Here is a 15,072-nt window from a genome sequence, read left to right on the forward strand (position 1 = left end):
GGCGTTGAAATGTTCCGCAAACTGCTGGACGAAGGCCGTGCTGGTGAAAACGTTGGGGTTCTGCTGCGTGGTACCAAACGTGATGACGTTGAACGTGGTCAGGTTCTGGCTAAACCGGGCTCAATCAACCCGCACACCAAATTCGAATCTGAAGTATACGTTCTGAGCAAAGATGAAGGCGGCCGTCATACTCCGTTCTTCAAAGGCTACCGTCCTCAGTTCTACTTCCGTACTACCGACGTAACTGGCTCCATCGAACTGCCGGAAGGCGTTGAAATGGTAATGCCGGGCGACAACATTCAGATGGTTGTTACCCTGATTCACCCGATCGCAATGGACGAAGGTCTGCGCTTCGCAATCCGTGAAGGCGGCCGTACCGTCGGTGCTGGCGTTGTTGCTAAAGTTCTCGGCTAATTGCTGATAACATTTGACGTAATGCGCAATAAAAGGGCATCATTTGATGCCCTTTTTGTACGCTCTCGAACCAGAACCTGGCTCATCAGTGATTTCTTTTCCATAATCATTGCTGAGACAGGCTCTGAAGATGGCGTAAAGTGCCGAAATATTGCCTAAGCGAAATTCGGTTTGGTTGCCTCGCGTTTGCGGGGCAAAAATGTTTGTTTGATTCATTGTTACAGGTTGAACTATGAGTGCGAATACCGAAGCTCAGGGAAGCGGGCGCGGCCTGGAAGTATTGAAGTGGCTGGTTGTCATTGCTTTGCTCTGTGTGGCCATCATCGGCAACTTCCTTTATCGTGATGTGAACCTGCTGGGGCGGGCTGTTGCGGTAGTCGTTTTGATTGCTGCAGCAGGTGGTGTCGCTCTGTTGACCACAAAAGGTAAAGCCACGGTTGCTTTTGCCCGTGAAGCGAGAACTGAAGTTCGTAAAGTGATTTGGCCGACCCGCCAGGAAACGTTGCATACCACATTAATCGTTGCAGCAGTGACGGCTGTCATGTCACTGATCCTGTGGGGGCTGGATGGTATTCTGGTCCGTGTGGTCTCTTTTATCACTGGACTGAGGTTCTGAAATGTCTGAAGCTCCTAAAAAACGTTGGTACGTCGTTCAGGCGTTTTCCGGCTTTGAAGGTCGCGTAGCAACTTCTCTGCGTGAACATATTAAATTACATAATATGGAAGAACTGTTTGGTGAAGTTATGGTGCCAACAGAAGAAGTGGTTGAGATTCGTGGCGGTCAGCGCCGTAAAAGCGAACGTAAATTTTTCCCGGGCTATGTTCTTGTCCAAATGGTGATGAATGACGCCAGTTGGCACTTGGTACGTAGTGTACCACGTGTTATGGGCTTTATCGGTGGTACATCCGACCGTCCGGCTCCTATCAGCGACAAAGAAGTTGATGCCATCATGAACCGCTTGCAGCAGGTTGGGGATAAACCGCGTCCGAAAACGCTGTTTGAACCGGGTGAAATGGTTCGTGTTAACGATGGTCCGTTTGCTGACTTTAACGGCGTTGTCGAAGAAGTGGATTACGAGAAAAGCCGCCTGAAAGTGTCTGTGTCCATCTTTGGCCGCGCGACACCTGTAGAACTGGATTTCAGCCAAGTAGAAAAAGCCTGATTAGCCTGACTGTACAACTGCTGTGGTGCCACTAACCCGCGGGTTGTGCTGGTTATAAAATCGAATGTAAAAGCAACAATTACTGTTGCGTGAGGCGCGAAATTGACATACAATTTCGCGCCTTTTGTTTTTACATGCTGTAAAGCGTGTAAACAGAGTTTAATTACGGGGAGCCTCCAAAGAGGCGTTATAACCCATTAGAGGAAATATCAATGGCCAAGAAAGTCCAAGCCTATGTCAAGCTGCAGGTTGCAGCTGGTATGGCTAACCCGAGTCCGCCAGTAGGTCCGGCTCTGGGTCAGCAAGGTGTTAACATCATGGAATTCTGTAAAGCGTTTAACGCCAAAACTGAATCCATCGAGAAAGGTTTGCCGATTCCGGTTGTTATTACCGTTTACGCTGACCGTTCCTTCACCTTCGTTACCAAAACTCCGCCAGCAGCAGTTCTGCTGAAAAAAGCGGCTGGTATCAAGTCTGGTTCCGGTAAACCGAACAAAGACAAAGTGGGTAAAGTAACTCACGCTCAGGTTCTTGAGATTGCTCAGACCAAAGCAGCGGACATGACTGGTGCCGATCTTGAAGCGATGGCTCGTTCTATCGCTGGTACCGCTCGTTCCATGGGCCTGGTAGTGGAGGACTAAGAAATGGCTAAACTGACCAAGCGCATGCGCGTGATCCGTGACAAAGTTGATGCAACTAAACAGTATGACATCAGCGAAGCCATTGCTCTGCTGAAAGAGCTGGCCACTGCAAAATTTGTAGAAAGCGTAGACGTTGCCGTTAACCTCGGCATCGATGCACGTAAATCTGACCAGAACGTTCGTGGCGCAACTGTGCTGCCGAATGGTACTGGCCGTACCGTACGTGTTGCCGTATTTACCCAGGGTCCTAACGCTGAAGCAGCTAAAGCTGCTGGCGCTGAGCTGGTAGGTATGGAAGATCTGGCTGACCAGATCAAAAAAGGCGAAATGAACTTTGACGTTGTTATTGCTTCCCCGGATGCAATGCGCGTTGTTGGTCAACTCGGCCAGATCCTGGGGCCGCGCGGCCTGATGCCAAACCCGAAAGTTGGTACTGTAACTCCTAACGTTGCTGAAGCAGTTAAAAATGCTAAAGCTGGTCAGGTTCGTTACCGTAACGACAAAAACGGCATCATCCACACCACTATTGGTAAAGTAGATTTTGACGCTGACAAACTGAAAGAAAACCTGGAAGCACTGCTGGTTGCGCTGAAAAAAGCAAAACCTGCTACTGCTAAAGGCGTTTACATCAAGAAAGTTAGCCTGTCTACCACCATGGGTGCTGGCGTTGCTGTTGACCAGGCTGGTCTGTCAGCTACTGTAGCGAACTAATCATTCGCTTTACGTGGGCGGTGGATTTGTCTACAATCTGTCCCCCACGTTTCTGCTTAGGCAGACGTTTAGTGCAAAACGCATAATATACGGCTTGCACTAAACAAGAATTTCGGTTGGAGCCTGGCCTTATCCAGGCCTCCGTCCAAGACCGCAGGTGTTTCTTAATTGAGGCTTAATTTCCTGCGTAGACGGTGACAGAACCTGAAGAATCTTTTTATTAAGTTCTCTTTGGCTTGTTTCTGCTCACCGTATTAAGACGTTCTTATCGTTGATAAGAGTGAAGTGAGTTCCGGGGTTTAGTGCCCCGGCAAACATCCAGGAGCAAAGCTAATGGCTTTAAATCTTCAAGACAAACAAGCGATTGTTGCTGAAGTCAGCGAAGTAGCCAAAGGCGCGCTGTCTGCGGTAGTTGCGGATTCCCGTGGCGTGACCGTAGACAAAATGACCGAACTGCGTAAAGCAGGTCGCGAAGCCGGCGTTTACATGCGTGTTGTTCGTAACACCCTGTTGCGTCGTGTTGTTGAAGGCACTCAGTTCGAATGCCTGAAAGACGCGTTTGTTGGTCCGACCCTGATTGCATACTCTATGGAACACCCGGGCGCAGCTGCTCGTCTGTTCAAAGATTTCGCTAAAGCGAATGCAAAATTTGAGGTCAAAGCGGCAGCCTTTGAAGGTGAGTTAATCCCGGCGGCTCAGATCGATCGCCTGGCAACTCTGCCGACCTACGAAGAAGCAATTGCACGCCTGATGGCAACCATGAAAGAAGCCTCTGCTGGCAAACTGGTTCGCACTCTGGCGGCTGTACGCGATGCGAAAGAAGCTGCTTAATTGCACTTTTTTTTGTCATTCGCTTGCTTACGTATAAACTTATTCTGATATTCAGGAACAATTTAAATGTCTATCACTAAAGATCAAATCATTGAAGCAGTATCCGCTATGTCCGTAATGGACGTTGTAGAACTGATTTCTGCAATGGAAGAAAAATTCGGTGTTTCTGCTGCTGCTGCTGTAGCTGTTGCTGCTGGCCCGGCTGCTGACGCTGCTGAAGAAAAAACTGAATTCGACGTAATTCTGAAAGCTGCTGGCGGTAACAAAGTTGCTGTTATCAAAGCAGTACGTGGTGCTACCGGTCTGGGCCTGAAAGAAGCCAAAGACCTGGTTGAATCTGCTCCGGCTGCCCTGAAAGAAGGCGTGAGCAAAGACGACGCAGAAGCTCTGAAAAAAGCTCTGGAAGAAGCTGGCGCTGAAGTTGAAGTTAAATAAGCCACTTTTTCTGGTAACAGCCTGAGAAATCAGGCTGCTGGCTGGTGATTTTATGGTCACCAGCCTTTTTGCGCTCAAGGGAGCCAGTAGCGTTTCACACTGTTTGACTACTGGTTTTCCTGTCAATGCTTGTTTCTATCGACGACTTAATATACTGCGACAGCGCGGTGTTGCTGGGTAAATCGCAATGAAATGGTTTAAGAGTGATAGAAACAGGCATTGCGGATAGTGTTCCACTTTCCGGTCAAAAAATAGTGTTGCATAAAAAACTGTCCGTCCAGTGGGCAGAGTGGGTCGACTTGTCAGCGAGCTGAGGAACCCTATGGTTTACTCCTATACCGAGAAAAAACGTATTCGTAAGGATTTTGGTAAACGTCCACAAGTTCTGGATGTCCCATATCTCCTTTCTATCCAGCTTGACTCGTTCCAGAAGTTTATCGAGCAAGATCCTGAAGGGCAGTACGGTCTTGAAGCGGCTTTCCGCTCCGTATTCCCGATTCAGAGCTACAGCGGCAATTCGGAACTGCAATACGTCAGCTACCGTCTTGGCGAACCTGTCTTTGATGTTCAAGAATGCCAGATCCGTGGTGTTACGTTCTCTGCACCACTGCGCGTAAAACTGCGCCTGGTGATTTATGAGCGTGAAGCGCCTGAAGGCACTGTAAAAGACATTAAAGAACAAGAAGTCTACATGGGCGAAATCCCGCTTATGACGGATAACGGTACTTTCGTTATCAACGGTACTGAGCGTGTTATCGTTTCCCAGTTACACCGTAGCCCTGGTGTGTTCTTTGACAGTGACAAAGGGAAAACCCACTCTTCGGGTAAGGTTCTCTATAACGCACGTATTATTCCTTACCGCGGTTCATGGCTGGACTTCGAATTCGATCCGAAAGACAACCTGTTCGTACGTATCGACCGCCGTCGTAAACTGCCGGCAACTATCATCCTGCGTGCACTGAACTACACAACTGAACAGATCCTGGATTTGTTCTTCAAAAAAGTTGTGTTTGAAATCCGTGACAACAAACTGCAAATGCAGTTGGTGCCGGAACGTCTGCGTGGTGAAACCGCTTCTTTCGATATCGAATCAGACGGTAAAGTCTACGTTGAGAAAGGTCGTCGTATCACTGCTCGTCATATCCGTCAGTTGGAAAAAGACGAAGTTCAGCACATTGAAGTTCCTGTCGAATATATCGCCGGGAAAGTCGTTGCTAAAGATTACATCGACGAAGCAACAGGCGAGCTGATCTGCCCGGCGAACATGGAGCTGTCTCTGGACTTGCTGGCTAAACTGAGCCAGGCAGGCCATAAGAGCATTGAGACTCTGTTCACCAACGATCTGGACCATGGTCCGTACATGTCCGAAACCGTGCGTATTGACCCAACCAATGACCGCCTGAGCGCGCTGGTTGAAATCTATCGCATGATGCGCCCTGGTGAGCCGCCGACTCGCGAAGCTGCTGAAAGCCTGTTCGAGAACCTGTTCTTCTCTGAAGACCGTTATGACCTGTCTGCTGTAGGTCGTATGAAATTCAACCGCTCGCTGCTGCGTGGCGAGATTGAAGGTTCTGGCATCCTGAGCAAAGAAGACATTATCGATGTAATGAAAAAACTCATCGATATTCGTAACGGTAAAGGCGAAGTGGATGATATCGACCACCTCGGCAACCGTCGTATTCGCTCCGTGGGTGAAATGGCTGAGAACCAGTTCCGTGTTGGTTTGGTGCGTGTAGAGCGTGCGGTTAAAGAACGTCTGTCTCTGGGCGATCTCGACACCCTGATGCCGCAGGATATGATCAACGCGAAACCTATCTCTGCTGCAGTTAAAGAGTTCTTTGGTTCCAGCCAGCTGTCTCAGTTTATGGACCAGAACAACCCGCTGTCAGAGATTACCCATAAACGCCGTATTTCTGCGTTGGGCCCAGGCGGTTTGACTCGCGAACGTGCGGGCTTTGAAGTTCGAGACGTTCACCCGACTCACTATGGTCGTGTGTGCCCAATCGAAACGCCTGAAGGTCCGAACATCGGTCTTATCAACTCCTTGTCTGTTTATGCACAGACCAACGAGTATGGTTTCCTTGAAACACCGTATCGTAAAGTGACTGACGGTGTTGTGACCGACGAAATTCATTACTTGTCTGCTATTGAAGAAGGCAACTTCGTTATCGCTCAGGCGAACTCCAACCTGGATGACGACGGCCACTTCGTAGAAGACCTGGTAACCTGCCGTAGCAAAGGCGAATCAAGCTTGTTCAGCCGTGATCAGGTTGACTACATGGACGTTTCCACACAACAGGTTGTTTCTGTTGGTGCGTCCCTGATTCCCTTCCTGGAACACGATGACGCCAACCGTGCATTGATGGGTGCGAACATGCAACGTCAGGCGGTACCAACTCTGCGCTCTGATAAGCCGCTGGTTGGTACAGGTATGGAACGCGCTGTTGCAGTTGACTCCGGCGTTACAGCTGTTGCCAAACGTGGTGGGACTATCCAGTACGTTGATGCTTCCCGTATCGTTATCAAAGTTAACGAAGATGAGATGTATCCGGGCGAAGCAGGTATCGATATTTATAACCTGACCAAGTACACCCGTTCTAACCAGAACACTTGCATCAACCAGATGCCGTGTGTGTCTCTGGGTGAACCGGTGGAACGTGGTGATGTTCTGGCTGATGGCCCGTCCACCGATTTGGGTGAACTGGCGCTGGGTCAGAATATGCGCGTGGCATTCATGCCATGGAACGGTTACAACTTCGAAGACTCCATCCTCGTATCAGAGCGTGTTGTTCAGGAAGACCGTTTCACCACTATTCATATTCAGGAACAAGCTTGTGTGTCTCGTGACACCAAACTGGGGCCTGAAGAAATTACAGCAGATATCCCGAACGTGGGTGAAGCTGCGCTCTCCAAACTGGATGAATCCGGTATTGTTTACATCGGTGCAGAAGTTACCGGTGGCGACATTCTGGTGGGCAAAGTAACGCCGAAAGGCGAAACTCAGCTGACTCCGGAAGAGAAACTGCTGCGTGCCATCTTTGGTGAAAAAGCCTCTGATGTTAAAGACTCTTCTTTGCGCGTACCGAATGGTGTATCCGGTACCGTTATTGACGTTCAGGTCTTTACTCGTGATGGCGTAGAAAAAGATAAACGTGCGCTGGAAATCGAAGAAATGCAGCTCAAACAGGCTAAGAAAGACCTGTCTGAAGAACTGCAAATCCTCGAAGCTGGTTTGTTCGGCCGTATCCGCGCCGTGCTGATCTCTGGTGGTATCGAAGCTGAGAAGCTCGACAAACTGCCACGCGATCGCTGGCTGGAACTGGGTCTTGCTGATGAAGAAAAACAGAATCAGCTGGAACAACTGGCAGAGCAGTACGATGAAGTGAAGCACGAGTTCGAGAAAAAACTCGAAGCGAAACGCCGTAAAATCACTCAGGGCGATGACCTGGCACCTGGTGTGCTGAAAATCGTCAAAGTGTATCTGGCCGTTAAACGTCAGATTCAGCCTGGGGATAAAATGGCGGGCCGTCACGGTAACAAAGGGGTTATTTCTAAGATCAACCCGATCGAAGATATGCCATACGATGAAAACGGCACGCCGGTTGATATCGTACTGAACCCACTGGGCGTACCGTCTCGTATGAACATCGGTCAGATCCTGGAAACCCACCTGGGTATGGCTGCTAAAGGTATTGGCGACAAGATTAACGCCATGCTGAAACAGCAGCAGGAAGTGGCCAAACTGCGTGAGTTCATCCAGCGTGCTTATGACTTGGGTGCAGATGTTCGCCAGAAAGTTGACCTGAACACCTTCAGCGATGAAGAAGTTCTGCGTCTGGCTGAAAACCTGCGCAAAGGTATGCCGATTGCCACCCCAGTGTTTGATGGTGCGAAAGAAGCTGAAATTAAAGAGCTGCTGAAACTGGGTGATCTGCCGACTTCTGGTCAGATTACGCTGTTTGACGGCCGTACCGGTGAGAAGTTCGAGCGTCAGGTAACTGTTGGTTACATGTACATGCTCAAACTGAACCACCTGGTCGACGACAAAATGCACGCTCGTTCCACCGGTTCTTACAGCCTGGTTACTCAGCAGCCGCTGGGTGGTAAGGCGCAGTTCGGTGGTCAGCGCTTCGGGGAGATGGAAGTGTGGGCACTGGAAGCATATGGTGCCGCCTATACCCTGCAGGAAATGCTCACCGTTAAGTCTGATGACGTGAATGGCCGTACCAAGATGTATAAAAACATCGTGGATGGCAGCCATCAGATGGAACCGGGCATGCCGGAATCCTTCAACGTACTGTTGAAAGAAATCCGTTCGCTGGGTATCAACATCGAACTGGAAGACGAGTAATTCTCGCGCAAACAGGTCCATGGTGCCCGGGTAATACCGGGCATCAGAGAGTGCTAACTCCGACGGGAGCCAATCCGTGAAAGACTTATTAAAGTTTCTGAAAGCGCAAACTAAAACCGAAGAGTTTGATGCGATCAAAATTGCTCTGGCATCGCCAGACATGATCCGTTCCTGGTCTTTTGGTGAAGTTAAAAAGCCGGAAACCATTAACTACCGTACCTTCAAACCGGAGCGTGACGGTCTGTTCTGTGCTCGCATTTTCGGGCCGGTAAAAGATTACGAGTGCCTGTGCGGTAAGTACAAGCGCTTGAAACACCGTGGTGTTATCTGTGAAAAATGTGGTGTTGAAGTTACTCAGACCAAAGTACGTCGTGAACGTATGGGTCACATTGAGCTGGCTTCTCCGACTGCCCACATTTGGTTCCTGAAATCACTGCCATCCCGTATCGGTTTGCTGCTCGATATGCCTTTGCGTGATATCGAACGTGTACTGTACTTCGAATCTTATGTAGTTATCGAAGGCGGTATGACCAACCTGGAACGCCGTCAGATCCTGACTGAAGAACAGTATCTGGACGCGCTGGAAGAGTTTGGTGACGAATTCGACGCGAAAATGGGTGCAGAAGCTATTCAGGCCCTGCTGAAAGGCATGGATCTGGAGCAGGAATGTGAACAACTGCGCGAAGAGTTGAATGAAACCAACTCTGAAACCAAACGTAAAAAGCTGACCAAGCGTATCAAGCTGCTGGAAGCGTTCGTTCAGTCTGGTAACAAACCAGAATGGATGATCCTGACCGTTCTGCCGGTTCTGCCGCCAGATCTGCGCCCGCTGGTACCGCTGGATGGTGGTCGTTTCGCAACATCAGATCTGAACGATCTGTATCGTCGCGTTATCAACCGTAACAACCGTCTGAAACGTCTGCTGGATCTGGCTGCGCCAGATATCATCGTACGTAACGAAAAACGTATGCTGCAGGAAGCGGTTGATGCCCTGCTGGATAACGGTCGTCGCGGTCGTGCCATTACTGGTTCTAACAAACGTCCTCTGAAATCTTTGGCCGATATGATCAAAGGTAAGCAGGGTCGTTTCCGTCAGAACCTGCTGGGTAAACGTGTTGACTACTCTGGCCGTTCGGTTATCACCGTAGGTCCATACCTGCGTCTGCACCAGTGCGGTCTGCCGAAGAAAATGGCACTGGAGCTGTTCAAACCGTTCATCTACGGCAAGCTGGAACTGCGTGGTTTAGCTACCACCATCAAAGCAGCCAAGAAAATGGTTGAACGTGAAGAAGCCGTTGTTTGGGATATCCTGGACGAAGTTATTCGCGAACACCCGGTCATGCTGAACCGTGCACCAACTCTGCACCGTTTGGGTATTCAGGCATTTGAACCTGTACTGATCGAAGGTAAAGCTATTCAGCTGCACCCGCTGGTGTGTGCGGCGTATAACGCCGACTTCGATGGTGACCAGATGGCTGTTCACGTACCGCTGACGCTGGAAGCCCAGTTGGAAGCACGTGCGCTGATGATGTCCACCAACAACATTCTGTCTCCGGCAAACGGTGAACCAATCATCGTTCCGTCTCAGGACGTTGTACTGGGTCTGTACTACATGACCCGTGACAAAATCAACGCCATGGGCGAAGGCATGGTTCTCACCGGGCCGAAAGAAGCTGAACGTTTATACCGTTCAGGCCAGGCTGAGCTGCATGCACGCGTAAAAGTACGTATTACAGAATATGAAAAAGACGAGCAGGGTGAATATGTGGCGAAAACCACATTGAAAGACACCACTGTTGGTCGTGCAATTTTGTGGATGATCGTACCTCAGGGTCTGCCGTTCACTATCGTGAACCAGCCGCTGGGTAAAAAAGCAATCTCCAAAATGCTGAACACCTGTTACCGCATTCTGGGCCTGAAACCGACGGTTATTTTTGCTGACCAGATCATGTATACCGGTTTTGCGTATGCAGCTCGTTCTGGTGCATCTGTTGGTATCGACGATATGGTTATTCCGGCGAAAAAAGCCGAAATCATCGCCGAAGCCGAAGCAGAAGTGGCAGAAATTCAGGAACAGTTCCAGTCTGGTCTGGTAACTGCTGGCGAACGTTACAACAAAGTCATCGATATTTGGGCTGCGGCGAATGACCGTGTTTCCAAAGCGATGATGGATAACCTGCAAACTGAAACCGTTATTAACCGTAAAGGTGAAGAAGAGCAGCAGGTTTCCTTTAACAGCATCTATATGATGGCCGACTCCGGGGCGCGTGGTTCTGCGGCTCAGATTCGTCAGCTTGCTGGTATGCGTGGTCTGATGGCTAAGCCAGATGGCTCCATCATCGAAACGCCAATCACCGCGAACTTCCGTGAAGGTCTGAACGTACTCCAGTACTTCATCTCAACCCACGGTGCTCGTAAAGGTTTGGCGGATACCGCACTGAAAACAGCAAACTCCGGTTACCTGACTCGTCGTCTGGTTGACGTCGCGCAGGACCTGGTTGTTACTGAAGATGATTGTGGCACGTTGGACGGCATCATGATGACGCCGGTTATCGAAGGTGGTGATGTTAAAGAACCACTGCGTGACCGCGTACTGGGTCGTGTAACAGCTGAAGACGTACTGAAACCGGGTACCGCAGATATTCTGGTTCCACGCAACACGCTGCTCAATGAACAGTGGTGTGACCTGCTGGAAGCAAACTCTGTAGACAGCCTGAAAGTACGTTCTGTTGTAACCTGTGACACCGATTTTGGTGTGTGTGCTCACTGCTATGGTCGTGACCTGGCGCGTGGTCATATCATCAACAAAGGTGAAGCCATTGGGGTTATCGCAGCACAGTCTATCGGTGAACCTGGTACTCAGCTGACCATGCGTACCTTCCACATCGGTGGTGCGGCATCTCGTGCGGCTGCTGAATCCAGCATCCAGGTGAAAAACAAAGGTAGCATCAAGCTGAACAACGCGAAGTCCGTTGTGAACTCCAGCGGTAAACTGGTTATTACTTCTCGTAATACCGAGCTGAAGTTGATCGACGAATTCGGTCGTACCAAAGAAAGCTATAAAGTACCTTACGGTTCTGTGCTGACCAAAAATGATGGCGAACCGGTAGCAGCGGGCGAAACTGTTGCTAACTGGGATCCGCACACCATGCCGGTTATCACCGAAGTTCCGGGCTTTATTCGCTTTACCGACATGATCGACGGCCAAACCATTACTCGTCAGACTGATGAGCTGACTGGTTTGTCTTCTATCGTGGTTCTGGATTCTGCAGAACGTACTGCCGGTGGTAAAGACCTGCGTCCAGCACTGAAAGTCGTTGATGCCAATGGTGATGATGTGCTGATCCCTGGTACCGATATGCCTGCGCAGTACTTCCTGCCAGGTAAATCGATCGTTCAGTTGGATGATGGCGTTCAGATTAGCTCCGGTGACACACTGGCGCGTCTGCCGCAGGAATCTGGCGGTACCAAAGATATTACCGGTGGTCTGCCGCGTGTTGCTGACTTGTTCGAAGCACGTCGTCCGAAAGAACCTGCGATCCTTGCTGAAATCAGCGGTGTGGTTTCCTTCGGTAAAGAAACCAAAGGTAAACGTCGCCTGGTTATCACCCCACTGGATGGTGAAAACCCTTACGAAGAGATGATTCCGAAATGGCGTCAGCTCAACGTGTTTGAAGGTGAACGTGTTGAACGTGGTGACGTGATTTCCGATGGTCCGGAATCTGCTCATGATATTCTGCGTCTGCGTGGTGTTCAGGCTGTAACGCGTTACATCGTTAACGAAGTACAGGATGTATACCGTCTGCAGGGCGTTAAGATCAACGATAAACACATCGAAGTTATCGTTCGTCAGATGCTGCGTAAAGCAACCATCATGAATGCAGGCAGCTCCGACTTCCTGGAAGGCGAGCAGGTAGAGTACTCTCGCGTGAAAATCGCGAACCGCCAGTTGGAAGACGAAGGCAAAGTTAGCGCAACTATCATGCGCGACCTGCTGGGTATTACCAAAGCGTCTCTGGCAACCGAGTCCTTCATCTCTGCTGCATCGTTCCAGGAAACGACGCGTGTTCTTACCGAAGCCGCTGTTGCGGGGAAACGTGATGAACTGCGTGGCCTGAAAGAGAACGTCATCGTGGGTCGTCTGATCCCGGCTGGTACTGGCTATGCTTACCACCAGGATCGTATCCGCCGCCGTGCTGCGGGTGAAACCCCTGCTGCTGCACCGCAGATCAGTGCTGAAGAAGCAACTGCCAACCTGGCAGAGCTGCTGAATGCTGGCCTGGGCGGGAACAACGATAACGATTAATTGTTATCTCTCGCTGATAAAACCGTGCCTTTGGGCGCGGTTTTTTTTTGCTATTTTCACAACTCACCAAAAGTGACTCTCTCCCAATACCCTGGCAAATTTCAGGCTCCTGTTTGTTGTTTTTCAGGCAATAAAAGTGATGAAAAAGCTGGAAGGCGGGGTGGCCGATGGAGAGGGGAAATGGCCACCCCGGGCAGTGCAATTCGCTGCCGGAGTGACCATATCGTTATTCACGAAAGGTGTTCAATGCACGTTGTTCAGGACCGGAAGCAGGGTTCCAGTGATTTACTGATTTGCTGAAAATGCCGGGCTTGTTTGAGGCCCTCTTCCCAAAAAACTGTCCCAATCTTTCCACACTGGCTGTAACCCAGCGTCCATGAGTACCCTGGCAACCACATCGGGTGCACGGTTATCATGAGGCGAAAATTGCTCCAGCTCAGGCTGGTGGTCTGCATAGCCTCCCGGCTGTGTGCTGGAAAATGCACTGACATGGGTAATGGCCAGTGGGACAACGTGATCGCGGAACCAGGGGGATTCACGGGTCGATAGCGATAACTCCAGTTCTGGGGAGAATAAGCGGAAAGCGCAAATAACCTGAAGTAGCTGCTTTTCATCCATGAGCGATGCCGGGACTATTCCTCCCTCACATGGGCGTAAGCGCGGAAAAGATACCGAAAACCGGCTCTGCCAGTAATGCTGTTGCAACCAGAGCAGGTGTTCAGCCACCATGAAACAATCCACTCGCCAGTTATCCGACAGCCCAATCAGTGCTCCCAGCCCAATACGGTCAATGCCCGCTTTACCGAGCCGGTCTGGGGTATCCAGCCGCCAGAAAAAATCCTGCTTCTTGCCGCGTAAATGGTGCCGGGCATAAATCGCTTCATGGTAGGTTTCCTGGTAAACCATAACACCATCCAGCCCAAGCAGCTTGAGTTCAGAATATTCATCCTCGCTCATAGGCTGTACTTCCATTTGCACTGAACTAAAGTGACGGCGAATACTGGGCAAATATTGCCGAAAGTAGTCCATTCCCACTTTTCTTTGGTGTTCGCCAGTGACCAACAACAGGTTTTCAAACCCGAGCTGGCGAATGGCTTCGCACTCGCGTTCGATTTCCTCGCCATCAAGAGTCTTACGCTTAATGTGATTACTCATTGAAAAACCGCAATAAGTACAATCATTTGCACATAAGTTTGACAAGTATAACGGAACATAAAAGTTAACCGTATTACCAAAACGCTGGCGGGTTAAACGTTGGGCCATTACGGCCATTGGCTCCAGGTATTCCGCGGCGGCAGGCGAAAGCAACGCCATCATATCTTCCGGCCCGCGTTTTTCCCGGCATAGCGCCTTCTGCACATCCTCTTTGGTCTTACTGTTAATACGCAGAGCAATGTCATCCCAGTTCAGGGTGCGCCAGTAATCACTAAAATAGTTCATCCGTTCACCTCTGCACTTGCATTCAGAAAGGCAGTCAGTGGGCTGGATGCACTGGCGGTGCTGCGTTGTTCACCGTACCCGGCACGGGTTGCCAGTACACCAGCTTCAACTGCCAGTCGGAAAGCCTTTGCCATTCTTACTGGATTACCGGCTGTGGCGATAGCTGTGTTCACTAATACGGCATCGGCTCCCATTTCCAGTGCTGTAATGGCATGCCCAGGTGTGCCGATCCCGGCATCAACAATCACCGGAACCCCTGCCTGCTCAATAATGATTTCCAGCATAGCCTGGGTTTGTAACCCACGATTGGAACCAATAGGCGCGCCAAGTGGCATCACTGCGGCACATCCGGCCTCTTCCAGATGGCGGCATAGCACCGGGTCGGCTCCACAATAAGGCAGAACAATAAACCCATCTTTAACCAGTGTACGAGCTGCCTGTAACGTAGCGATGGGGTCAGGCATCAGGTAACGGCTGTCTGGATGGATCTCCAGTTTCACCCAGTTAGTTCCTAATGCTTCACGCGCAAGCTGTGCAGCGAAGACTGCTTCATCTGCCGTTTTGGCTCCCGATGTATTAGGTAATAATTGCACCCCGGCCGCGAGCAAGGGTTGCAGTAAATCGTCCCGGTGCTGGCGGAAATCAACCCGCTTCAGGGCCAGTGTGACCAGCTGGGTACCACTGGCAATAATGGCCTGTTGCATTAATAACGGAGAAGCAAATTTCCCGGTGCCTGTCAGCAGGTGAGAATCAAAAGTTTTATCAGCAATGCGTAACATG

11 protein-coding genes are annotated in these 15,072 nt (G+C 50.2%); 9 read left to right on the forward strand and 2 right to left on the reverse strand.

The features are described 5' to 3' along the window. The 9 genes from LC084_RS22585 to rpoC all read left to right on the forward strand — a co-directional run. Window positions 1-414: EF-Tu C-terminal domain-related protein (locus LC084_RS22585; RefSeq protein ID WP_404808916.1), on the forward strand; the 414-nt coding region annotated here is incomplete at its 5' end. A 232-nt stretch (window positions 415-646) separates the two neighbouring features. Next, the gene (gene secE / locus LC084_RS22590) at window positions 647-1,030 is read left to right on the forward strand and encodes a preprotein translocase subunit SecE (protein WP_226574468.1); all 384 of its coding nucleotides are present in this window, start codon (window positions 647-649) and stop codon (window positions 1,028-1,030) included. Window position 1,031: 1 nt separating this feature from the next. Then, a complete protein-coding gene (nusG, locus tag LC084_RS22595) occupies window positions 1,032-1,577 on the forward strand; it encodes a transcription termination/antitermination protein NusG (protein WP_001287521.1) in 546 nt (181 codons plus the stop codon). Between the two features lie 212 nt (window positions 1,578-1,789). After that, entirely contained in the window at window positions 1,790-2,218 is a 429-nt protein-coding gene (gene rplK / locus LC084_RS22600) for a 50S ribosomal protein L11 (RefSeq protein WP_226574470.1), read from the forward strand. A 3-nt stretch (window positions 2,219-2,221) separates the two neighbouring features. Beyond that, window positions 2,222-2,929 (forward strand): 50S ribosomal protein L1, encoded by a 708-nt coding sequence (gene rplA, locus LC084_RS22605; protein WP_226574472.1) that lies wholly within the window; start codon window positions 2,222-2,224, stop codon window positions 2,927-2,929. 333 nt (window positions 2,930-3,262) lie between these two features. After that, window positions 3,263-3,760, forward strand: a complete 498-nt coding sequence (gene rplJ, locus LC084_RS22610) for a 50S ribosomal protein L10 (protein WP_226574474.1) — start codon at window positions 3,263-3,265, stop codon at window positions 3,758-3,760. Between the two features lie 66 nt (window positions 3,761-3,826). Next, a complete protein-coding gene (gene rplL, locus LC084_RS22615; protein WP_036103048.1) occupies window positions 3,827-4,195 on the forward strand; it encodes a 50S ribosomal protein L7/L12 in 369 nt (122 codons plus the stop codon). A gap of 322 nt (window positions 4,196-4,517) precedes the next feature. Further along, on the forward strand, window positions 4,518-8,546 hold the full coding sequence (gene rpoB, locus LC084_RS22620; protein ID WP_226574476.1) for a DNA-directed RNA polymerase subunit beta: 4,029 nt from the start codon (window positions 4,518-4,520) through the stop codon (window positions 8,544-8,546). A gap of 76 nt (window positions 8,547-8,622) precedes the next feature. Further along, window positions 8,623-12,852, forward strand: coding sequence for a DNA-directed RNA polymerase subunit beta' (gene rpoC, locus LC084_RS22625; RefSeq protein WP_226574478.1), 4,230 nt, complete (start codon window positions 8,623-8,625; stop codon window positions 12,850-12,852). A 285-nt stretch (window positions 12,853-13,137) separates the two neighbouring features. On the opposite strand, the gene thiH is transcribed toward rpoC, so the two are convergent. Together thiH and LC084_RS22635 are read right to left on the reverse strand one after the other, a co-directional pair. Continuing rightward, the gene (gene thiH, locus LC084_RS22630) at window positions 13,138-14,292 is read right to left on the reverse strand and encodes a 2-iminoacetate synthase ThiH (RefSeq protein ID WP_226574480.1); all 1,155 of its coding nucleotides are present in this window, start codon (window positions 14,290-14,292) and stop codon (window positions 13,138-13,140) included. Beyond that, complete coding sequence (locus LC084_RS22635; protein WP_226574482.1) at window positions 14,289-15,071, reverse strand: thiazole synthase; 783 nt, start codon at window positions 15,069-15,071, stop codon at window positions 14,289-14,291. Before LC084_RS22635 ends, thiH begins: the two co-directional genes overlap by 4 nt. Between the last annotated feature and the right edge of the window lies 1 nt (window position 15,072).

The sequence above is a fragment of the Mangrovibacter yixingensis genome, from assembly GCF_020523985.1.
Classification (GTDB): domain Bacteria; phylum Pseudomonadota; class Gammaproteobacteria; order Enterobacterales; family Enterobacteriaceae; genus Mangrovibacter; species Mangrovibacter yixingensis.

Excerpts from the sequence above, each read along its gene's own strand:
- secE (WP_226574468.1), top strand. The coding sequence starts at position 647 with ATGAGTGCGAATACCGAAGCTCAGGGAAGCGGGCGCGGCCTGGAAGTA.
- nusG (WP_001287521.1), top strand. The coding sequence starts at position 1,032 with ATGTCTGAAGCTCCTAAAAAACGTTGGTACGTCGTTCAGGCGTTTTCC.
- rplK (WP_226574470.1), top strand. The coding sequence starts at position 1,790 with ATGGCCAAGAAAGTCCAAGCCTATGTCAAGCTGCAGGTTGCAGCTGGT.
- rplA (WP_226574472.1), top strand. The coding sequence starts at position 2,222 with ATGGCTAAACTGACCAAGCGCATGCGCGTGATCCGTGACAAAGTTGAT.
- rplJ (WP_226574474.1), top strand. The coding sequence starts at position 3,263 with ATGGCTTTAAATCTTCAAGACAAACAAGCGATTGTTGCTGAAGTCAGC.
- rplL (WP_036103048.1), top strand. The coding sequence starts at position 3,827 with ATGTCTATCACTAAAGATCAAATCATTGAAGCAGTATCCGCTATGTCC.
- rpoB (WP_226574476.1), top strand. The coding sequence starts at position 4,518 with ATGGTTTACTCCTATACCGAGAAAAAACGTATTCGTAAGGATTTTGGT.
- thiH (WP_226574480.1), bottom strand. The coding sequence starts at position 14,292 with ATGAACTATTTTAGTGATTACTGGCGCACCCTGAACTGGGATGACATT.
- LC084_RS22635 (WP_226574482.1), bottom strand. The coding sequence starts at position 15,071 with ATGTTACGCATTGCTGATAAAACTTTTGATTCTCACCTGCTGACAGGC.